This window comes from Plantibacter auratus (genome assembly GCF_050587365.1).
Classification (GTDB): Bacteria; Actinomycetota; Actinomycetes; order Actinomycetales; family Microbacteriaceae; genus Plantibacter; species Plantibacter auratus.
The window spans coordinates 1,001,396-1,023,459 of sequence record NZ_JBOBFV010000002.1 but is presented as its reverse complement, the minus strand read 5'-3'; the positions used below and the strand labels follow the sequence as shown (position 1 = coordinate 1,023,459).

16 protein-coding genes are annotated in these 22,064 nt (G+C 69.5%); 8 read left to right on the top strand and 8 right to left on the bottom strand.

Features of this window, described 5'->3' with window-relative positions:
* Positions 1–37: 37 nt before the first annotated feature.
* Both ACQ3HE_RS12040 and ACQ3HE_RS12035 read left to right on the top strand, forming a co-directional pair.
* On the top strand, positions 38–211 hold the full coding sequence (locus ACQ3HE_RS12040; protein ID WP_064294062.1) for a CsbD family protein: 174 nt from the start codon (positions 38–40) through the stop codon (positions 209–211).
* Between the two features lie 96 nt (positions 212–307).
* Positions 308–571: a GlsB/YeaQ/YmgE family stress response membrane protein gene (locus tag ACQ3HE_RS12035; RefSeq protein ID WP_064294061.1), complete on the top strand. Its 264-nt coding sequence runs from the start codon at positions 308–310 to the stop codon at positions 569–571.
* A 299-nt stretch (positions 572–870) separates the two neighbouring features.
* On the opposite strand, the gene ACQ3HE_RS12030 is transcribed toward ACQ3HE_RS12035, so the two are convergent.
* The 5 genes from ACQ3HE_RS12030 to ACQ3HE_RS12010 all read right to left on the bottom strand — a co-directional run bounded on the left by ACQ3HE_RS12030 (position 871) and on the right by ACQ3HE_RS12010 (position 8,884).
* Positions 871–1,422: a type 1 glutamine amidotransferase domain-containing protein gene (locus ACQ3HE_RS12030; RefSeq protein WP_430892912.1), complete on the bottom strand. Its 552-nt coding sequence runs from the start codon at positions 1,420–1,422 to the stop codon at positions 871–873.
* Positions 1,423–1,531: 109 nt separating this feature from the next.
* Entirely contained in the window at positions 1,532–2,473 is a 942-nt protein-coding gene (locus ACQ3HE_RS12025) for a G5 domain-containing protein (protein ID WP_430892911.1), read from the bottom strand.
* A gap of 88 nt (positions 2,474–2,561) precedes the next feature.
* Positions 2,562–3,506, bottom strand: coding sequence for a J domain-containing protein (locus ACQ3HE_RS12020; protein WP_079704305.1), 945 nt, complete (start codon positions 3,504–3,506; stop codon positions 2,562–2,564).
* A 193-nt stretch (positions 3,507–3,699) separates the two neighbouring features.
* Positions 3,700–5,325, bottom strand: a complete 1,626-nt coding sequence (locus ACQ3HE_RS12015; RefSeq protein WP_430892910.1) for a DUF7059 domain-containing protein — start codon at positions 5,323–5,325, stop codon at positions 3,700–3,702.
* Positions 5,288–8,884, bottom strand: coding sequence for an efflux RND transporter permease subunit (locus ACQ3HE_RS12010; RefSeq protein WP_430892909.1), 3,597 nt, complete (start codon positions 8,882–8,884; stop codon positions 5,288–5,290). The genes ACQ3HE_RS12015 and ACQ3HE_RS12010 overlap by 38 nt, the downstream gene beginning before the upstream one ends.
* 256 nt (positions 8,885–9,140) lie before the next feature.
* On the opposite strand from ACQ3HE_RS12010, the gene ACQ3HE_RS12005 reads away from it, so the two are divergent.
* Entirely contained in the window at positions 9,141–9,521 is a 381-nt protein-coding gene (locus ACQ3HE_RS12005; protein ID WP_064294055.1) for a hypothetical protein, read from the top strand.
* Between the two features lie 19 nt (positions 9,522–9,540).
* Here the strand turns inward: ACQ3HE_RS12005 and ACQ3HE_RS12000 are convergent, their stop codons facing one another.
* The 3 genes from ACQ3HE_RS12000 to ACQ3HE_RS11990 all read right to left on the bottom strand — a co-directional run bounded on the left by ACQ3HE_RS12000 (position 9,541) and on the right by ACQ3HE_RS11990 (position 13,705).
* Positions 9,541–10,113 carry a hypothetical protein gene (locus ACQ3HE_RS12000; protein ID WP_430892908.1) on the bottom strand — a complete coding sequence of 191 codons (573 nt, stop codon included), beginning with the start codon at positions 10,111–10,113 and terminating at the stop codon, positions 9,541–9,543.
* 9 nt (positions 10,114–10,122) lie between these two features.
* Positions 10,123–12,165: a primary-amine oxidase gene (locus tag ACQ3HE_RS11995; protein ID WP_430892907.1), complete on the bottom strand. Its 2,043-nt coding sequence runs from the start codon at positions 12,163–12,165 to the stop codon at positions 10,123–10,125.
* Between the two features lie 61 nt (positions 12,166–12,226).
* On the bottom strand, positions 12,227–13,705 hold the full coding sequence (locus ACQ3HE_RS11990; RefSeq protein WP_159876496.1) for an APC family permease: 1,479 nt from the start codon (positions 13,703–13,705) through the stop codon (positions 12,227–12,229).
* A 212-nt stretch (positions 13,706–13,917) separates the two neighbouring features.
* Between ACQ3HE_RS11990 and ACQ3HE_RS11985 the strand changes: the two genes are divergently transcribed.
* The 5 genes from ACQ3HE_RS11985 (at position 13,918) to murJ (ending at position 21,969) form a co-directional block, all read left to right on the top strand.
* On the top strand, positions 13,918–15,408 hold the full coding sequence (locus tag ACQ3HE_RS11985; RefSeq protein WP_079704310.1) for an APC family permease: 1,491 nt from the start codon (positions 13,918–13,920) through the stop codon (positions 15,406–15,408).
* Entirely contained in the window at positions 15,405–16,130 is a 726-nt protein-coding gene (locus ACQ3HE_RS11980; protein ID WP_430892906.1) for an IclR family transcriptional regulator, read from the top strand. Before ACQ3HE_RS11985 ends, ACQ3HE_RS11980 begins: the two co-directional genes overlap by 4 nt.
* A 76-nt stretch (positions 16,131–16,206) precedes the next feature.
* Positions 16,207–17,886: a DHA2 family efflux MFS transporter permease subunit gene (locus tag ACQ3HE_RS11975; RefSeq protein ID WP_430892905.1), complete on the top strand. Its 1,680-nt coding sequence runs from the start codon at positions 16,207–16,209 to the stop codon at positions 17,884–17,886.
* Positions 17,887–18,020: 134 nt separating this feature from the next.
* A complete protein-coding gene (locus ACQ3HE_RS11970) occupies positions 18,021–20,360 on the top strand; it encodes a DUF6049 family protein (protein WP_430892904.1) in 2,340 nt (779 codons plus the stop codon).
* Entirely contained in the window at positions 20,353–21,969 is a 1,617-nt protein-coding gene (gene murJ / locus ACQ3HE_RS11965) for a murein biosynthesis integral membrane protein MurJ (RefSeq protein WP_079704314.1), read from the top strand. Before ACQ3HE_RS11970 ends, murJ begins: the two co-directional genes overlap by 8 nt.
* Positions 21,970–22,064: the final 95 nt, after the last annotated feature.

Sequence of the window (22,064 nt, the reverse complement as noted above, 5' to 3'; positions counted from 1 at the left end):
TCATCACCGGTTTCCAACGCAGACGAAGGAGAACGCCATGAGTGCATCGGACAAGATCCAGAACGCCGCTGAGGACCTCGCGGGCAAGGCGAAGGAAGCCCTGGGCAAGGTCACCGGCGACGACAGCAAGGTCGCAGAGGGTAAGGCCGACCAGACGAAGGCCGACGCCAAGAAGGCCGGCGAGAATGTCAAGGACGCGTTCAAGCACTAGTCCTCGCGATACAGTGGCTGCCCCCGCCCACCGGCGGGGGCGGTAACACGGTCGAACGGCACCCCGTTCGATCCGGCAATCACATTTGGAGACATCATGAGTTTTCTCGGCTTCCTGCTGCTCGGCCTCATCGCCGGCGCCCTCGCCAAGGCGATCCTTCCGGGCCGTCAGGGCGGCGGCTGGTTGATCACGCTGCTGCTCGGCGTCGTCGGAGCACTGCTCGGCGGCTGGCTCGGCGGCATCCTCTTCGGCGCGAACCTGCAGGAGTTCTTCTCGCTGCAGACCTGGCTCCTCGCCATCGGCGGATCCATCGTCGTGCTCCTCATCTACGGCGCACTGACCCGCAACAAGAAGGCGTAAGCGCGCCTCCACACAGCACTCGAACGCCCGGCCCCTCCAAGGGGTCGGGCGTTCGTGCGTGTCGGAGGAAGGCCGGCGACCGCGGGGTGTCCGCCATTGAGGGGACTGTGCGACCTCCTGTGCCCTGTCAGGATGTCTGATGTTTGACGTCAGAAGCTGATATGAAAGGAGGTGGTCTCATGGACTTCTATCGAAAGTTGCTCGAGCTGCTCCGCGCGATCTGCGGCTGGGCCTGACCCGCACGGACGAACGCCCGGTCCACCAGGACCGGGCGTTCGTGCGTCGCGTTGCGACCGGAGTCAGGCGTGCTGACCCTCGTGCTCGCCCTCACCGATCTCCTCCACGAGCTTCGCGTTGAAGGCCGGGAGGTCATCAGGCGTCCGGCTCGACACGAGGCCCTGGTCGACGACGACCTCCTCGTCCACCCAGGACGCGCCCGCGTTCCGCAGATCCGTCTTGAGGCTCGGGTAGCTCGTGAGCTCACGACCGCGGACGACGTCCGCCTCGATGAGGATCCATGCGCCATGGCAGATGACCCCGACCGGCTTGCCCTGCTCGAAGAACGCCTTCGCGAAGGCGATCGAGGACTCGTCCACGCGGAGGTCGTCCGCGTTGACGACGCCGCCCGGCAGCACGAGTGCGTGGTAATCGTCGGAGGAGGCCTCGGCGACCGCGACGTCGACGGGCTGGACGTGTCCGTTCTTGCCGGTCACGTCCTGGGTGGCGGGAGACACCAGTCGGGCGGTCGCTCCGGCTCCGGTGACCGCCTCCCAGGGGCTCGTCAGTTCACTGTCCTCGTAGCCGTCCGTGAGCAGGAAGGCCACCTGCTTGCCGTTGAGTGCTGCGCTCATCGTCGCTCCAATCCGTCAGCGTCGAGGCACCGTCCAGCGCCTCGCCAGCGACGATACGCTCGGCTCCACATCTCGGACCCGGACTTCCGCCGAACGCGAACGGGGTTGCTCAGGCGTCGCAGGCGATACCGTCACCATCCCGATCGAGGTCGTAGACGTCGCTCCCGACGACGTACACCGGGCCGGGCGTGTACGCCGGTCCGTTGCCGCTTCCCCCGGCGCAGTCGACGTCGCTGGCGATCGGAACGCACTGCCCCTCGTAGTTCGGGTCACACCCTCCACTGGCCGGATCGGCGACGGGAGCGGGAGGCGGCGGAGCGGGTTGCCGCGTCCCGACGGACGTCACCTGCGCGACCGGTTGGACCGACACGAGCTGTGCGACGAGCTCTCGAGCGATCTCGACCCCGGCTCGCGTGGTGACGCGGTAGGTGTTCGTCTGCTGCCCGGGGACGCCCGTCGTCGTCACGACGACCTGACCGACGTCGATGTTCGGGTCCTGCACCTCGGTCACCGCGAACGGGATCTCCACCACCTCGGTCACCTCGGTGACGACCTCGGTCGGGGTGGGGGTCGGCGTGGCGCTCGGCTTGGCGACGGACGTCCCCTCCGGAGCCGACAACAGCGCCGCCGGACGGGGCCCGACCGGGTGGATGGCCGCGTTGGCGCTTCCGCCCACGACGACCAGGCACAGGGCGGCACCGATCACGGCGGCCGCGATCCCGCGGTTGCGGATCCCGAGGGAGGAGACGCGACCACGGACGAGCGCGACCACGCCGATGACCACGGCAACGATGGCGACGAGTGCGAGCATCGCCCAGAACGCGCCACCGACGGCGCTGACGAGCAACAGTGCTCCGACCAGGCTGAGCAGGACGATGTGGAGTGGTCCGAGGCGGCGCGTTCGCGTGGCCCCGGCAGCAGCAGCAGGGACGGCGACCGGGGGAGCGGGCACGGCCGCCGGCATGCGTTGCCCACCCCAGCCGACTCCGGTCCACCATCGTTGCCGGCCGGGCTGCTCGGGATCGGGATACCAGCCTGCGGGAGAAGTCATGCCCTGATGCTGGGGCCCGGAGCACGACGGCACAAGGTCCCCGAGTGGGGCGGGAGGGGATTCCTCCCGTGCCGTGTCAGGGAGCGTGTCAGAGGCCGACGAAGCGGATGGTCTGCTGCAGACGCGTGCGGATGTCGAACAGCTGGTTGCCGCCCATGCGGTCGACGCCCGGGAGACCGGTGCGGAGGAGGTCGGCCAGGCGGGAGCGCTCGACGAGGACCGTCACCGGATGCTTGCGACCGATGAACTCCACCGACTCCGGGGTGGCGCCGTCCGGCACGACGATGACGGAAGCCGTGAACTTCACCCGCGCCGCCTTCGCGACGGTCCGAGCCGAGCGCACGATCGACCGGACGGGCTCCTCGCGAGGATCGAGTGTCTCCCCGACGACCTCTCCACGGTGCACCCGGACCGGCCCACCCCAGTCCTCCGACTTGACCGCGAAGAGGCCGGTCGGGCCGAGGACGACGTGGTCGAGCTTCGCCTCGCCCGGCGCCAGGACGTCGTGCCAGACCGTGTATCCGATGCCGAGCGTCGCCACGGTGCGCGCCGTCTGCTCCTCGGCGAGCGCGTTGGCCAACTGGTGCCGGATCTCGCGCGGAGCCGAGCGGACGAGCTTCGGGTCGTAGGGGTCGTCGAGTGGGACACCTCGGCCGACCCACTCCCGGATGAGCCCGAGGTAGGCCTCCCGCGAGTCTCCGCCGGGGTGTCCGTAGGCACGAGCGCGAGGGCGTGAGTCGGCGCGCTGCGTACCCGACCGACCAGTGGTCGACGCCGACCAGGTCGGAGCGTCGTCGTCGCCCGCGTCGGAGGACGGAACGTTGCGCCCGCGGTCGTAGGCGGCCCGGTCCTGCTCGGTTCCGACGCGCTCCCAGGCGAGCTGGACGGCGTTGAACTGCCGCGCGCTTCCGCCGAGGTCGGGGTGGGTCTCGCGCATGAGCCGTCGGTAGGCCCTCCGGAGCTCGTCCTGCGTCGCCGTCGTGCTCACGCCGAGCACCTCGTACGGGCTGGCTGAGAGTGGGCTCTCCGGCATGGAGGGTGGTCGCTTTCGTCGGCGGCGTCGGTCGGTCCGACACGGCAGACTATCGCCATCACCTGGAAGACCGCCCGAACCGGCACCCTGTCGGTGCTGTGGAGCATCGACTGGTCTCCCGCATCACGGACGACGGCGTCCTCATCGCCCAGGCACGGTTCCACGACGAGTAGGGCCAGCGTGCCTGAACACCTCAGGAGCTCGGCAGGAGGATGCCGTCGTCCAGCAGGGCGCGGACCCGGGGGATGAGTTCGGCGCGGAGTTCCGCCGCATCGACCTCGACGAGCTGGGCGATCGCGTCGATGATGGCTCCCAGAGTCAACTCGCCGTCGCAGGCCCCGACGAGCCCCGCCAGGCCCGTGTCGATGCCCACCGAGCGAGCCAAGCCGCCACCCTGCCGCAGCGTCATCGCCGTCGGGTCCTCGTCCCCGGGCCAGTAGTGGCGCTCCTCGGTGACATCGCCCGCGAGGATGACGCGTTCACCGAGCAGCTGGTCGTCGTCGAGCGCCACCTGCCAGTCGTGAGTGAGGAGACACACGGCGAGGTGCGCACCCAGCCCGGCGGAGTTCGAGCCCGCCTGCCCGTGCAGCCGCTCGTAGCGGCGCAGCGGAGTGGACGGGTCCGATCGACGGAGCAGCACGTACCCGAAACCGACGCCGGTCACGGCCCGAGCCGCGAAGTCGTCGAGCCAGGCTCCCGCGAGGCGCTCGAACTCCGGCGTCCCGAGCCGTGTTCCACCGTCGCGGATCCAGGTCTCCGCGTATTCGGCCGGATCCTGCACCTCGCGCTCGATGACCCAGGCGTCGACCGGTTCCGGGCTGCGCTCCACCCACCCGGCCACGCGGTCGAGCCCGTCGGCGCCGTCTCGGTACTCCCAGTTCCCGAGGAACTGCGCGACCCCGCCGGGCGTCAGATGCCGGGCGACCTCGAGGAACACGGACTCGACGAGCGCATCGCCGACGAGACCGCCGTCGCGGTACTCGTAGCTCGGCACGCCCTCGGCACGCGGGGTGATGACGAACGGCGGGTTGGAGACGATGCGGTCGAACCGTTCACCGGCGACGGGTTCGAACATGCTGCCGTGGCGGAATTCGATCGAGTCGATGCCGTTCAGGCGCGCGTTGAGTGCGGCGAGCTCGAGGGCTCGTTCGGAGATGTCCGTCGCGACCACGTGATCCGCGATCCGCGACAGGTGGAGCGCCTGGATGCCGCACCCGGTCCCGAGGTCGAGTGCCGTTCCGATCCGCTCAGGGAGGATGATGCCGCTCAGGGTCATCGACGCGCCGCCGACCCCGAGGACGTGCTCCTCGCCGAGCTCGTGACCCAGCGCGAGTTCGCCGAGATCGGAGGCGATCCACCAGGCACCGCTCCCGTTGGCGTCGACCCAGGCGTACGGCCGCAGATCGATGGCCGGGGCGACGGATCCGTCGTCGCTCAGGCCGACGAGACCGAGCGCCACCGCGCCGTCGAGACCGAGCGACGGCAGTGCCCGCGTCGCGTCATCGGCCTCCACGGCGACACCGAGCACGAAGAGCGTCGCCAGCGTCGCGATCGGTTCCACCCCCGCGGTCCGGCGGCGTTCGTCGAGTGAGCGGATCGCCACGACCCGGTTGGAACGGTGCAGGGCGGCCTCGGCCGTCTCACCCCAGAGGCCGCGCACCCGTTCCACCGTGTACCCGGCCGCGTCGAGGTCGGAACGGAGGAGGTCGATCAGTCGCTGGTCCACGCCCACCAGTGTGCCAGCTGCGGGGTGGGCCGAGCCGCCCACCCTGCAGCCGCCGTCAGCGATCCGTGGTGAGGATCGCGTCGAGGTCCTCATCGGTCTGCTCGTCGTGCTCCTCGGCCTCGCGCTGCGCGGCCTTCGCCGTGCGCTTCCGCTCGCGCTTCGCCAGACGGCGCTCGGTCCGGCGCTCCAGGAGCAGGTACAGCACCGGCACGAGGATGAGCGTCAGGAGCGTCGACGACACCAGGCCGCCGATCACGACGATCGCGAGCGACTGCGAGATGAACACCCCGCCGCCGGTGAGGCCGAGCGACATCGGCACGAGCGCGAAGATGGTCGCGCAGGCGGTCATGATGATCGGTCGCAGACGGAGTCGGGCCCCGTGCAGGACCGCGTCGTCGATGCCGTCGCCCCGAGCCCGGTACGAGTTGACCAGGTCGATGAGGACGATCGCGTTCGTGACGACGATGCCGATGAGCATGAGGAGGCCGATCATCGACGGGATACCGAGCGGGGTCCCCGTGATGAGCAGAGCCGCGATCGCGCCGGTCGCCGCGAAGGGCACGGAGACCAGCAGGATGAGCGGCTGCAAGAGGCTCCGGAACGTCGCCACCATGACGATGAAGACGAGCACGATCGCGATGAGCATCGCGAGGCCGAGCTGCGCGAACGACTCCTCCTGGTCCTGCGCGACGCCGCCGACCGACGCCGTGACGCCGTTCGGCAGGTCCAGGCCGTCGAGGCCCTCCCGGACGGCGAGCGTCGTCGCGCTGAGGTCGTCACCCGTCGGCGTCGCCGACACGGTCACGGTCCGGACGCCGTCGATGCGCGTGATCGCCGATGCGGCACGTTCCTCCGCCACCTGGGCGACGGCGCTGACCGGGATCGGGACGGCGCTGACGTTGGCGAGGTCCTTCTGCGCCTGGGTGAGGCGGTCCGCCTCAGCCTGCTGTTCGGCGGCCTCGCTCTCGGCGTCCCGCATCGCGGTCAGCTGCTCGTCGATGGTCGTGATCGAACCCTGAAGCTGGGAGATGGCGTCGCTCAGTCCGGCGAGTTGGGCGGCGCGGGCTTCGTAGGCCTGTCGTGCCGCCTCCTCCTCCGGAGTCGTGGGCGTGACCGGTGGCACCTCGACGGGAGCCGCCTGCAACGCGCTCAGCTGAGCCCGCAGGGCGTCGAGCTGCGATGCTGCGGTCGAGCGGGCCTCCTGGAGTTCCGAGCGCTGGGTCGCGGCCTGGGATGCCGCCTCGTCCTTCGCACGCTGGGTGGCCTCGTCCTGCTCGGCCGTGAGTGCGTCGGTCGCGGCCTTCTGGGCCGCGGCCTGCTGTAGCGCGCTGACCGGAAGGGGGAGCGCGGCGATCTCGGCCGGTGTCGTGCCGACCCGCTGCGAGCGCACGATGATGTCGCGAGACGAGCCCTCGAGGATGACCGAACCCATCGGCGTGCCTCGGAGCGCACTGGCGATGGCCTGGCCGACCTGTTCCTGCGTGAAGCCGTACCGGGCGGCGGCGGCGCGGTCGACGTTCACCTTGAGCAGGCCCTGCTCGTCGGCGAGGTCGCTCGTCGCATCGCGGAGGCCGTCCGTACCGCCGAGCATGTCCTGCACCGCGGCCGCCGCTGTGGCGAGTGCCACGGGGTCCTCACCCTGCAGCGTGACCTCCATGCCGCCTCCGCCACCGGTGAATCCACCGGCGGCGTCGCCGACGGTGACCTTGCCGACGTCGTCGAGCTTCGCCACGGCCTTCCGGATGGTGTCGGCGACGCCCTCGCGTGAGCTCTCCTCACCGACGGTCACGCTGATCTGTGCCGTGTTGCTCGAGCCGTTCCCACCGACGGTGGTCAGGTACCCGGAGACGCCCGCCGTCTTCGCGAGGACCGCTTCGACGGCCGCGGCCGCGTCGCTGGTCACGTCGAGGCTCGTCCCCTCGGGGAGTTCCTGCGTGACCGTGACGGTGTTCTCGCCCCCGATGTCGCCGAGGTAGTCGGTCTTCAGGAACCCGGCCGAGACGATCGTCCCGGCGAACACGACCGCCGCCACAAGCAGGGTCACGACCGGACGCTTCAGGGCGGTGCGCAGGACCGGCAGATAGGCGCGCTGGAGCTTGGAGTACGCCTCGGACTCGTCCTCGACGACAGACGCATCTTCGGTGGCCGCGTCCTCGGTGGCCTTGCCCGCAGCCGGGGCGGAGGAGCCTCGCATGAACCAGTAGGCGAGCACCGGCACGATCGTGAGCGACACCACGAGGGACGCGATGAGTGCGACCGACACGGTGACGGCGAACGGTCGGAACAGCTCGCCGACCGTCCCGCCGACGAAGGCGACCGGGAGGAACACGGCCACGGTCGTGATCGTCGACGCCGTCACGGCCCCGGCGACCTCGCGGACCGCCTCGACGACACTCGTGGTCGTCATCGCCCGCCCGGTATGCCGACGTTTGATGTTCTCGATCACCACGATCGAGTCGTCGACCACCCGCCCGACGGCGACGGTCAGCGCTGCGAGCGTGAAGATGTTGAGCGAGTAGTCGCCGATCCACAAACCGATCATCGCGATGAGGAGGGAGAGCGGGATCGACACGGCCGTGATGATCGTGGACCGGATCGACAGCAGGAAGACCAGGATCACGATGATCGCGAACAACAGCCCGAGCCCGCCCTCGACGGAGAGGTCGTGGATGGACTGCTCGACCATCGGCGACTGGTCGAAGACGACGGTGAAGGCCGCACCCGAGCCGAGCTCCTGCTCCAGCCCGGGGAGGGCGTCACGGATGGTGTGGGCGAGTTGGACGGCGTTGGCCGACGGGTCCTTGAGGATCGTGAGCGACAGCGACGGGAGACCGTCCGCCCGGGCGATGGAGGTCTCGGCTGCGGGCACGAGCTCCACGTCCGCGACGGCGGAGAGCGCGAAGGGACCGTCCTCATGTTGGATGGGCAGGGCCTGCACCTCGGCCAGCGAGCCGACGGGCGACCCGACCTCGATCGAGAGTTCCTTGCCGGCGTCGACGCTCGTCCCGGCGGCCGTGATCACACCACTCGCTTGGACGGCCGCCATGACCTCCTCCGCGGTCACCTTCTTGGCCGCGAGGTCGGCCGGACGCATCGTGATGACGAGCTGCGTGGCGTTCTCACCGGCGAGATCGACCTGACGCACGCCGGCGATCCCACGGAGCGCGGGGAGCACGGTGCTCTCGACCTTGCCCGCGAACTCACCGGACTCGTCCTCGGACGCGACCGCGAGCTGCAGCACGGGGATGTCCTCGCTCCCACCGGCGTAGACCTCGGTGCTCGTGTCGTTCGGAAGGGTGCTCTTCAGGCCGGCGAGCGCGCTGCGGATGTCGCCGACGATCTTCTCGTCGTCCTGGCCGAAGTCCCAGCTCACCTGCACGGACGTGGAACCGCTGACCGACGTCGAGGTGACGCCGGTGACGCCCTTGACCCCCTGGACCGCCTGCTCGACGGGCTTCGTGACCTCGCGCTCCACCGACGACGGCGATGCGCCGGGATACGTCGCGGCCACGACGGCACCCGGCTGCTGCACGGACGGCAGGAGTTCCTGCTTCAGCGAACCGACCGCGAAGAGTCCGAAGGCCACGATCGCCGCGGTGATGAGGCCGACGATCAGTCGATTGGCGAGGCTGAGCCTCGTGAGGAATGACATGGAAGGACGGGCCTCTCGGTCGCGGAGTGGGCGCGATCCGCCCCACTCCACGCTATGGAGCGCCGCCACCGACCACATCCGCATGAGGATGGAGCTGATGCGACCCCGGCATCCGCCGATCGGACGACATCGGTGGTCCTGCGGTACCAGCCTCGGCCGCGAGGGAGCTGCGCCTTGACGGCATGGTCCACCGATACCGGGCGTACCCTTGATACCCGAGTGCGCGCCGCGGGGTGCGCCGGAGCGAGGAGGGTACGTGGATCTGCAGGCCGTCGACCTCCCCAGGTTGCGCCGCGACGCACAGCTCGAGCGCGAGGTGATCATCGAGCACCGCGCCCGCGACGGCGAGGACCCCTGGGACTTCCTGCCTTCGATGCCGACGGTCGACGAGCTCGTCGTCGCCGTCCTCCGGGACGACGCGCTGCACGCCCGGGGTCTGGCCGCCCAGCACGCGATGGCGCGGCTCGCCGGGTACTCGTCGCTCGACGACGCCCAGGACCACCGCGACAACGCGGACCACTTGGAGTACGAGGTACTCCGTGAGATCGCCCGGGTGCACCCCGAGTTGACCCGAGCGGTATGGCGGATGTCCGGCAAGGTCGCGCGGCCGCCGTGGGAGGGCGACGACGCCGAGTAGATCGACGCCGCCGCCCAGGTCACAGCGCCGCGGCGAGCCCCATGGCGACGACGGAGACCGTCATGCTCACCACCTCGACGACCACGACCCGCTCACGCCGCCGAGCCGCGTCGACCGCGATGCGCGTGGACAGAGCGATGAACCCCGTCATGGCGCCCGCCAGGAGCACGGCAGGGAGGGCACTGCTTCCGATCTGATGGCCTGCCGGGTGTATACCCGATCCGGCATATATACTCCCGGCGGCATGACCCGCCATGGTGCACACGAGCGCCGCCATGATGACGAGACCGCCTGAGGTGTGCACGGTCATCGCCGCACGGTGGCGCGTGACGGCGAGCGACACAGCGTCGTCGACCGGAGCCGGCGGTCCGGCGATGGACCGAAGCCGGACCGCCGAGGCGACGGCGAGGACGATCAGGACGACGGCCCAGAGCAACGGATGCAGCATCCCGACACCGGTCGCCAGGTCGAGCATCGCCGCGAGCATGACGATCGCGGCCACGAGGTCGAGGGGTCCGCGTCGGCCGCCGACGGTGCAACAGGCGCCGACGGCGGCCGGGACGAGCGCCCCGAGGTGGAGGACCTCGCTCATCGCCGCGACCTAGTGCCCGTGGCCACAGTGCTCCTCGGCGCCCTGGTCGTGACCTCCGTGTCCCGCGTGCGCGGCGCCGGTGTCGTGCGAACAGTGCCCGACCGCTTCGTTCGGCGGGACGTTCAGGGTCGGGTTCTTGCCGAAGAAACCGTAGGGCTTGAGCGTGAACCGGGCGTAGTCCACCGGCATCACCGGCCAGTCCTCTGGACGGGGGAAGTGCGTCGGTCCGAAGGTGTGCCAGAGCACGATGTCCTCGCCGTCGATCGACTCGTCGCCCTCGATGAACCGCGTGATACCGTCGCCACCCGGGTTCTGGTGGACGAAGTCGCCCGCCGCGTATCGCTCAGCCGGGTCGTACTTCGTGACGAAAAGGTGCTTCGTCGCGAACTCCGCCCGCTTGGCGATCGACGACGACGCGTCGGCCATGAGCGTCGGCGACTCCTGCGGGTACAGCACGTACCCCGTCGGGCGTCCCATCCGGTTCGTCTTCTCCGTGTTGACGATGTGCCAGGCCCGAGCGGCCGAGCCTTCCGCCACGCGTCCGGACCCCGCTTCCGTGCTGAGCCGCGTGACCCGCTTCGTGAACGCGTTGCCGTGCTCGTTCCCCGGCCCGATCGGCACCCGGACCGCGTCCACCTCCTCGACCGCGTTCGACAGACCGTCGACCATCATGTCCAGACGGGCCGAGAAGAGGTGCTGGTGGTACGGCCCACCGAGCCCGGGCGCGACCTCCGAGGCGTACGGGTAGTCGGCGCCCTCCGCGTCGAGCCCGGGGTACGCCGAGGTGAACAGGATGCCCGTCAGCTTCGACTCGCACTCGATGGTGCCGTCGAGGTACAGGTACCAGTAGAACCCGTAGTCGTAGTTGCCGACGGTCGTGAAGAACGAGATGACCAGCCGACGCGACCGCCGGACCTCGTTCGAGCCGGTGTACAGGTCGGAGTGCTTCCAGAGGGTGCCGAAGTCCTCCTCGTGCATGCAGATACCGTTCTCGATCGTGAACGGGTTGCCGAGTTCATCGGCGAGCACCGCGTCGAAGTACTTGATCTCGCCCACGCAGTCGCACCCGAGCGCCAGGGAGTTCGTGAACCGGCCGAACAGGTACTCGCCGGTGTCGAAGTAGTTCTGCCAGAAGCGCACGGGGGAGGGGTCACCGTAGGGGACCAGCATCTCGTTGATCGACGCCCGGTAGATGATCGGTCGTTCCTCGCCGGCATCGTCGAACGAGAGCTGACGGAGGACGAGGCCCTCACGGACGTCGAACCCGACCTGGAACCGCCAATTGCCCCACTCGACGAACTCGCCGTCGACCTGGAAGCTCGGACCCTCCGGCTGGGTGATGACGATCGGCTTGAGCGAGGAGAGCGGAGCACCCTGGACCGCCGGGTCGTCGAAGTTCCCGGGCTCCGCCGGAATCGCCAGGGCGGTCGCGTCGATCAGGCGGGTGATCCGCCGCGCCGCGGTGTCGACATAGGCGCTCAGCCCGTCGACGGGGTGGGCCCACGGGTGGTCGGCCGGGTAGTCCTGGCGGAATGCGAGGACCCGGACGATCCGGCGCCCGACCTCCTCGGGATAGTCGTAGAAGCCTGCCGACAGCGGGACGACCTTCACCTCGTCGACCGTGCAGCCACGGGCGGCGAGGGCGGCGACCCACCCCTCGTCCTCCGCCACGATCTCCGCGATGGCGTCGAACTCCTCGATGAGGATCGGCAGTTGGCCGCGGGAGCCGTCCAGCACGACCGTGCTGAGCAGAGACCCGCTGTCGATGGACACCACGTTGTCCGTCGATCGACCCGTGGCCATGTCGAGCAGCATCACGCGGGCGAGGCGTTCCGGCAGTGGACCGTCGCCGGCCTGCCAGGCGAGCACCGCCCGCTTGTGGGGCTCCTCGAGGCCGACGTAGGCGAACCGGGTCGTCTCGGTGAAGTCGTCGAAGCCGGTGACGATGTCGCGGATGCGGTCGAACTCGGGTGCGGACAGGCTGGCGAGCGGGTGCTGGACGGGGGCGTCGCCGTCGGCGCTGCGCAGGGTGGTGGGGTCGGTGATGGTCATCGTGATGCTCCTGGTTCGGTGATGCGGGTGGTCGCGGGTGGCGAGGGGAAGGGTCGGATGGTCAACCGCCGATGGCGTCCATGACGTCGGCGTAGGCGGCCGGGCGACGACGACGCAGGTACGCGGCCTGCACGAGGCCGACGACGGGGCAGACCGCGATGAGGGCGAGGAGGACGGCGCTCACGGTTCCGAACACGGGGTTGCCGCCCGCATCCACGTCTCCCACCAGCATCGGGAAGTAGACGACGATCACGACGGCCGAACCGACGAGTCCGATGAACCCGAGGCCGGGTGCGACGACCGTGTTCCACAGCCGCCGATCCTGCTTCGTGCGAGCGAAGTACACGATCACCGCGAGGCTCGTGACCGCCATGAGGATCGCGATCGCGAGGGTCGCGACGCCGGCGAACCACGTGAACACCTGCAGGACGGGGTCGAGACCGAGCACGGCGAAGACGACGATCAGGATCGCTGCGGTTGCGCTCTGGACGAGCGACGAGGTGTGCGGCGAGAGGTGCTTGGGGTGGACTCCGCCGAGCCGGCCCGGCAGGACGCCGGCGTTCGACATCGTGTGCTGGTAGCGGGTGATGACGTTGTGGAAGGAGAGGACGCAGGCGAACATGCTCGTGATGAGGAGGACGTTGATGACGAGCTCACCGACCGGACCGAGGTAGAGCAGCGTGGTGCGGAGGATCATCGCACCCGGGTCCTCACCGGCCACGGCGAGGACGTCGTCCGGCCCCCAGGCCATGACGAGCGCCCAGGAGGCGAGGGTGTAGAACAGGCCGATCCCGATCACCGCGATGTAGGTCGCCCGTGGGATCGTGCGGGACGGGTCCTTCGCCTCGTCGCGGAAGATCGCGGTCGCCTCGAACCCGATGAACGCCGCGATCGCGAACATCAGTCCGACACCGGGCGACCCGGAGAACACCTGCTCTGGCACGAACGGCTCGGCCGACAGCCCGTCGGCACCGCCGGTCACGATGACCGCCCCGGCGAGGACGAGGACGATCCCGACCTCCGCCACGAGCAGGACGCCGAGGACCTTCGAGCTGAGGTCGATGTGGCGGTAGCCGAGCAGACCGACCACGGCGATCGACGCGAGCGAGTAGACGTACCAGGGGATCTCCGGAGCGCCGAGACCGGCGAAGGTCACGCTCAACAGGTAGCCGATGTAGCCGTACACCGACACCTGGATGGTCGTGTAGGTCAGGAGGGCGAGGAACGCCGACGCGAGACCGGCCGGTTTGCCGAGCCCGTATCCGACGAAGGTGAAGAAGGCACCCGGCTTGGGGACGTGCCGCGTCATGGCCGAGAGTCCGACGGCGAACAGCAGGAGGATCACCGCGGACACGACGTACATGCTCGGGAAGCCGACCCCGTTGCCGAGCAGGATGCCGAGCGGTGCGGCTCCACCGACGACGGTCAACGGCGACGCCGCGGCGACGACCATGAAGACGATGGCGGTGACGCCGAGCGATCCCTTCAGGGACCGGGTGGGCTGTCCGGCATCGGTGGCCGGACCTTTCGTGACGGTCATGGACACTCCTCGAGCAATGCGGCGGTATCGGGACGAGGCCAGCATCCCGGTCTCCTGTTGCCGCCTCGTCTCGTCGCCGTAACACCTGCTCGGCACCGAATGAGACCGGTCGACACCGCTGTCTCATTTGACGGTCATGAAGCCGAAACACGCCCGCCACGCCGGTGCAACGGGACGCGCCTAGCCTGAACGACGAGGAGGAGGTGAGGGACGTGACGGCTCTGGAACGCGCGATCAGCAATCCTCCGAGCGTCCGTGGTCTCGAGTCCCGGTCACCGGTCGACGGCCTCCAGCGGCGCAGTGTCGGGTTCATCGACGTGTTCGCCCAGTCCGTCTCGGCAGTGGCGCCGTCTGCCGCTGCGACGACGATCCCGTTGATCGTCACCGTGACCGCGGGCGGGGCGACCATGTGGTCGCTCGCCATCGCGATGCTGCTGTCGTTGCTCGTCGCCACCACCGTGAACGTGTTCGCGAAGCGCATCGCCGCGACCGGCTCGCTGTACACCTTCGTCTCCAAAGGGCTCGGAACGGGTGCAGCCTTCGTCACGGGCGTCGCGCTGCTCATCGGGTACGGCTTCATCGCCATGTTCGCCCTGGCCGGTGCCGGGTACTACCTGTCGATCCTGCTGCACCGGTTCTGGCCCGGCATGCCGAGTTCGACGGGTGTCGTGTCCGCACTCCTCGTGTGCATGGCCGTCGTCTGCCTTGTCGTGCTCGTCCGCGGGATCCACCTGTCCACCCGGGTGACCCTGATCGTGGAGAGCGCCTCGGTCGCGATCATCCTCATCCTCGTGGGCGTGCTCCTGTCGCAGCTCGGACCGACGCCCGATTGGGCCGTGCTCGGGCTGGACGCCTCCCCGGAGCACCTCGCGGTCGGATCGGTCCTCGCCGTGACCGCCTTCGTCGGATTCGAGAGCTCCTCGACGCTGGGCGTCGAAGCCCGGCGGCCCTTCGCGAGCATCCCACGGTCCCTGGTCTGGACCGTCGTCGGCGCGGGTCTCCTCTTCCTCGTCACCTCGTACAGTCAGCTGGCGGGCTTCGCGGCGTTGGGGGAGGACATCACCGCGACGCGGACGCCCATCAACGACCTGGCGCTGGCCTCCGGGGTCGAATGGATGGGACTGCTGCTCGACCTGTCCGTCGCGGCCTCGTTCCTCGCCTGTGCGATCGCCTCCATCACGGCGTTCTCGCGGGTCGTCTTCTCGATGGGTCGAGAAGGGGTCCTCCCGTCGCGCCTCGGGACCACGCACGGCCGGTTCCGAACGCCCCATGTGGCGATCATCACGGCTCTGGCGATCGTCACGCCCGTCTCGGTGCTCGCGCTCCTGCTGACCGGAGGAGCCTGGGCGGCCATGCAGGTCCTCATCGTCGTGGCTGCGGCCGGGTACATCACCGCCTACGTCCTCGTCTGCATCGCAGCCCCGGTCTTCCTCTGGCGGATCGGAGAACTGACGCTCTGGCCGCTCCTGCGCGCGGTGGTGGCCGGGGTGCTGCTGTCCGTCGCGCTCGTCGTCTACCTGGTCGTCGAGAGCACCGGCGAACGGGGCGTCGGCGTCTGGGTGTTCCTCGTCACGATGGCGCTCGGTATCACGATCTGGGCGATCCGGCATCGACGCCGACCGTGGCTGAGTTCGACCGTGGGGGTCTACGACGAGACGGTGAGCGCCGACGTGCTCGGCGGACCGTCCGCGGAGCACCGGTGAGCGGCGCGGGTGAGCTCCGCGCCCGACAGCCGAAGGCCGTGCACAGCGCGCTCACCGTGCTCGAAGAGGTCGCGCGATGCGGTGCCGGTGTGACGGCGCAGGAGGTCTCAGCCGGACTCGACATGCCGAGGGCGACCACCTACCGACTCCTCAACCTCCTCGTCCAGGACGAATACCTCGTCCGCATGCCCGACCTGCGCGGATTCGCACTCGGGCGGAAGGTCGTCGAGCTCGCCCATCTCGTCGCTCCGGCCCCACCCCCGCTCGCTGCGCGCGAGGTGATCGGACGATTGCGGTCGAGCGTACGAGGAGGCGTCCACCTCGTGCGGTACGAGGGCGATCGGATCAGGATCGCGGATGCGGATCCCGACTTCCCGTTGAGTGACGAGCAGCGGATCGTCAGGCGCCTCGACACCTCCGCGATCGGGCGCCTCCTTCTGCACGAGCTCGCTCATGGCGGATACGACTGGTCAGGACTCGTCCAGCGGCCGTTCCGGGAGGCCGAGCCGTTGATCCGCGACGTCGAACGACTCGGGTATGCACGACAGGTGGGTGAGGTGACGCCCGGTCACGGTTGCCTCGTGGTCCCGATCCGGGACGACCGCGGCGGTCTCGTCGCGGGGCTGTCGCTCTCGGCACCCAGTGAGCGGATCGAGCGCCCCGCCGCACTCCTGGACCTCTTGCTCGACGGCTCGCACCAGCTTCAGCCGCTCCTCGTCTGACCACCGGATGTCCGTGTGACATCAGCCTCGAGAAGGCGCATAATCAGAATATGCAGCCAGCTGATCGTTTCCGCGCATGACGGAGTCCACGCCTTCCGCGAAGCCTGAGCGCTCGCCGTCGGACCGTCGCAAATGGTTCGGCCTCGTCGTCATCAGCATCGCCGTCGCCCTCATCATCGTCGACTCGACGATCGTCAACGTGGCGATCCCGTCGATCGTCGACGACCTCGGGATCTCCTCGACCCAGGTGCAGTGGGTCCAGGAGTCCTACACGCTCGTCTTCGCCGCACTGCTCATCGTGTTCGGCACGCTCGCCGACCGGTTCGGCCGTCGTCGCATGCTGCTCATCGGCGTCGTGGTCTTCGGCGGAGCCTCCGTCTTCGCCGCCATCGCGCCGACGGGCGACCTCCTGATCCTGTCCCGGGTCATCCAGGGCGTCGGCGGCGCGATGATCTTGCCGACGACCCTCTCCATCATCAACGCGACCTTCCGAGGCCGCGACCGTGCGATCGCCTTCGCGGTCTGGGGCTCCACGATCGGGGGCATGGTGGCGGTCGGTCCGCTCCTCGGCGGCTGGCTCACCACCGACTTCTCCTGGCGCTGGGCGTTCGGGATCAACGTGCCGCTCGGTGTCCTCATCATCGTCGGACTCCTCCTGTTCGTGTCGGAGTCGCGGGAACCCGCGACCGACCGCATCGACGCCGTCGGCGCCGTCCTGTCGATCCTGACGAGCGCGTCCCTCGTCTACGGACTCATCGAGGGCCGGAGTCTCGGGTGGTGGCTCACGGACACCCCGCTCGTCATCGGGGACTGGACCTGGCCGTTCAGCCTCTCACCGGTACCTGTGGCCCTCATGGTCACGGTCGTCGCAGGTGTCGCGTTCGTCCTCTGGGGACGCCACCGGATGCGCCAGGGGCGCAGCACGATCATCGCGTTCTCCCTGTTCTCACTGCCGTCGTTCCGGAACGGCAACATCGCCGCCCTCATCGTCTCGCTGGGGGAGTTCGGCATCATCCTCTCGCTGCCGATCTGGCTCCAGTTCGTCCTCGGCTACAGCGCACTGCAGACCGGTCTGATCCTCCTGGCCCTCGCGATCGGTTCCTTCGTCGCGAGCGGGTTCGCCGGCGCGTTCGGCAACCGGGTCGCGCCCGTCCTGATCGTCCGCGTCGGCATCGTCGCGGAGATCATCGGTGTCGCGGGCATCGGGCTGGTCGTCGGGCCGGCGACCGAATGGTTCGCGATCGTGCCGTTCCTGTTCGTCTACGGCTTCGGCGTCGGTCTCGCCACAGCGCAGTTGACGGGCGTCGTCCTGAAGGACGTGCCCGTCGAGCAGAGCGGCCAGGGCTCCGGGACGCAGAGCACGGCGAGGCAGATCGGCTCGGCACTCGGTATCGCCGTCCTCGGGACCATCCTCTTCGTGAGCACGGCGTCGGTCCTCGACGGACGACTCGAGGACGCCGGTGTGCCGACCGCGCAGCGCGACGCCCTCGTGACGAGTGTCGTCGACAGCTCGGGCGCCGCCATCGCCGGGCTCGACGCGAACCCGGCGACCGCGACGGTCGCCGAGGACGCCAGGATCGCCCTGTCGGACGGCACCCGCTCCGCGGCGTTCGCGGCCGCAGGATTCCTGGCCGTCGGCTTTCTCGCCACCCTGTCGCTCGGCGCCGGGCGCCGGGAGGACCGAGAGGACGAAGCCGGAGCACGAGCGGACGGGACGCACTCCTCCGAGACGTCCGACCCGGCCCCGCGGGCGTAGGACGCGAGGCCGCCTCACACCTCCGCCGACGTCGCATCGGCGTCGTACAGCGCACAAGCATCCAGGTTCGACTGGGAGGCCCCCGTACAATCGTCACCGGACGGCTCCGCCCGAGCGGACCGTCCCCACCGCCCATGACACGCCACCGCCACCGCCCACGCCTCCTCAGCGCCCTCGCAGCAGCCGCGCTGTCGTTCGCCGTGGTGTCCGCCGGCGGATGGTCCACGGGTTCCAGCGCGATCGCCTCGCCCGAGCTGAGCGCGAACACGGCATCGACTCCCGACGGCCTCGTGTCCGTCGAGGTGAGTCCGAGCGACGGGGGAGCGGTCGAACCCTCGTCCCTCACCTCGTTCGGCATCACGATCACGAACGGCACCGACGCCGATCTCCCCGCCGGCTCCGTGTCCGTGGCGATCACCACGGCGCGGATCACCGGCACGGCGGCGCTCGACGCCTGGCTCGACACGACCGGTGCGGACGCGGCCGCGACCCCCTCCGGCACCACCGTGGTGCGGACGATCGACATCCCCGAGCTCATCGCCGGGCAGCAGTACGTCGTCAGCGGGCTCGACTTCACTCCTCCGGCGCTGGGGTTCGACGACACCGACGCGTGGGGCTCCTACGGCGTCTCAGCCGGCTACGTCGCGGGCGACACGGCGGCCGGAGGTCGGACGGCGCTCGTCTGGCGGGCGCAAGGACAGCCCACATCAGCCACCGTCGCGCTCGTCGCCCCGCTCACCGTGCCGCTCAGCTACGGCGGACTCCTCGATGCGGACGAACTCACCGAGCTCACGGCCGACGACGGCGCGCTCACGACGCAGCTCGACGCACTCTTCGGCGAGCAGATCGCGCTCGGGATCGACCCACGCATCATCGCTTCCATCCGGGCGCTCGGCACGCGCGCACCGGAGAGCGCCGTCGCCTGGCTCGCCCGCCTCGAGGCCGCTCCGAACGAGACCTTCGCGCTCCAGTACGGCGACGCCGAACCCGCCGTGCAGGCCGAAGCCGGCCTCGACCGACTGCTGACCCCGAGCTCGTTCTCCTTCGCCCTGAACGTCGCCGACTTCCCCGTCGTGCAGCCGACCGAGACGCCCACCCCGACCGCGTCGCCGACCACCGGGCCCGACGACGTCCAGCCGACTCCGCAGGCCGGCTCGTCACCGGCCACGTCCTCCGAACCATCGGCGGCAGCCACTCCGTCGGAGGAACCGGCACCCACACCGAGCCCCTCCGAGACGCCCGGCCAGGCGGTGCCGACCGTTCCGACGATGGACGAGCTCCTCAGGTGGAGTTACTCGCTCCCCAGCATCGTGTGGGCGGGAGGCGCGGTGACCGATGCGGATCTCGCCGTCTTCGCCGCATCGGGCGGAACGGTCACGTTGCTCGACTCCGCGAACACGACCGACACCGGACAGTCCGTGCGCGCCTCGACGGCGGTCGGCACGGCGCAGACGCTGCTGGCCGACCACGGCCTCGCCGAGTCACTGGGCGACGCCGCCGCCGCCACGACAGACGCCGCGTTCGAGAGCGCCATCGCCGACGTGAACGCGCGGGCGGCCGCCATCGGCACCGAGGGTTCGTCCGGCGGAACGGTCGTCGCCGTGCTGCCTCGGGGAGTGGACGCGACCCTGCCCGCCCTCGCCGACACCGTGAACGCGCTCCGCTCCCTGCCGGCCACGACGCAGACCTCCCTGGCGGCGACGCTCGCCGAGCCCCCTGCCGCGGCGACGCTCGGGGCGATGGCACCCGACAGCGAACGCGTGTCCGACGTGCAGGTCCTCCTCGACGAGGAACAGGACGTCACCGCCTTCTCCTCGGTGCTCGACGAACCCGAGCTGCTGACCGGACGGGAGCGCGCCACCCTGCTCTCCAGCCTCGCGGCCGGCTGGCTGCGTACGGAGGGCGACTGGGGATCGGCGGTGACCGCGCAGCAGGAACGGACGGACACGGTCCTCGCGTCGGTGCGCGTCACCGACAGCAGTCGCATCAACATGGTCGGCGGCGAGGTGTCCCTGCCGTTCGCCGTGCGCAATGACCTGCCCTATCCCGTCACCGTGGTCATGGAGGCCTCGCCGAGCAACGGTCGACTGAGCATCTCCGGTTCCGTGACGCAGGAGATCGCCGCGGACTCGCGCGCCACCGTGCTCGTCCCCGTGCAGTCGCAGATCGGCAACGGCGACGTCACCCTCCGTCTGCAACTCTTCAGCACCAGCGGGCAGGCGATCGGCGAACAGTCCTTCGTGGGCGTGAACGTCCGCGCCGACTGGGAGGGCATCGGTGCCGTCGTCCTCGCCCTGCTCGTCGCCCTACTGTTCGTCAGCGGTGTGGTCCGCATGGTGGTGAGCCGACGAGCCAAGCGACGCGGCTCGGGTGCCACGTCCGCCGCCCCCACAGATGCTCCGGACAGCGGTCAGCCCCCCGGCGGTGAGCCCCCGGTAGAGTCGTCACCCGGACGACAGGAGACGAATGGCTGACGGCATCGGCAGGGCGAGCGCGCTCCTCGCCTCGGGAACCCTCGTCTCCCGACTGCTCGGCTTCGTCAAGGCGATCCTCGTGGCTCAGGCCATCGGCGTCCTGGTCATCGGTGACACCTTCGCGATCGCCAACCAGCTCCCGAACACGATCTACGTCATCATCGGTGGCGGCGTGCTCAGCGCCGTGCTCGTGCCACAGATCGTCCGTGCGGGGATCCATGCCGACGGTGGCAACGCGTACATCAACAAGCTCGTCACCATCACCCTCGTCTTCATCGGCGGGGCCACCGCGCTCATCACCCTGCTCGCTCCCGTGTTCGTGTTCATCGTCGCCGCGACGCTGTCGCCTGATCAATTCGCGCTCGCGACGGCATTCGCCTACTGGTGTCTCCCGCAGATCCTGTTCTACGCGCTCTACACCGTCCTCGGGGAGGTCTTGAACGCACGCAAGATGTTCGGACCGTTCACCTGGGCACCGGTGCTCAACAACGTCATCGCGATCGCCGGGCTGATCGCCTTCATCACGCTGTACGGCAGCGGCGACCTCGCGGTCAGCGAGTGGACCGACGGTCGAACGGTGCTCCTCGCAGGCTCCGCCACCCTCGGCGTCGTCGTCCAGGCTGCCTTCCTCATGCTGTTCTGGCGTCGGGCCGGACTGCGTTTCCGACCGGACTTCCAGTGGCGAGGCGTCGGCCTCCGCGCCACCGGGCGGATCGCCAGCTGGACCTTCGGCATGCTGCTCCTGACGACCGGTGCGGGGATCGTCGAGACCCAGATCGTCGCTTCCGTGAGCAAGCAGGGACCCTCGGTCGCGATCCTCAACTACGCCTGGCTGATCTTCATGCTCCCGCACTCGATCATCACCGTCTCGATCGCGACGGCCTATTTCACGCGGATGAGCGAGCACGCGCAGGGCACACGCGATCGCGGACGGGACATCCCGCGGCTGCAGGCCGACATTTCCGGGGCCATCCGCGTCGTGAGCGTCCTCATCGTGCTCGCAGCGGCCGTCATCATGGTGGTCGCCGTGCCGTTCGGCAGTGTCTTCGCCGAGACGTTCGAACAGGCGCAGGCGATGGGCGGCATCATCATCGCGTTCGTGATCGGACTCGTGCCCTTCTGCATCCTCTTCGTCCTCCAGCGCGCCTTCTACGCCCTCGGAGACACGAAGACGCCCTTCTTCTTCACCCTGTTCCAGACCCTCCTGTTCGTCCTCCTGGCGCTGATCGTGCTCCTGGTCCTCCCACCGCATCTGGTGGGTGCCGGCGTCGCGCTCGCCATCACGATCGCGTGCATCGCACAGACCGTGGTCGCCGCACTGCTGCTCCGGCGCCGGCTGGGGGGTCTCGACGGCCGACGTATCGTCCTGAGCCTGGTCCGGTTCATCGCCGCCGCCGTGCCTGCGGCTGTGGTCGGCGTCGTCGTGTTGCTGCTGCTCGGCGGTGTCAGCGAGGAGGGGTTCCCGACCGCCACGATCCCCGGCGCCATCGTCACCATGGCCGTCGTCGGGGCGGCGATGGCCGCCGTGTACCTCGCGGTGCTCGCCCTCCTGCGCACGCCGGAGCTCAAGGCGGCCTTGGCGCCCGTCCTCGCCCGGTTCGGGCGCTGACACCCACGCGTCGACACCACCTCACGCACACCGGCTGAGAGCTGCCCGAGGCCCCGGGGGGAGCGGAATAGCGGCCGGTTAGGATGTGTTACACC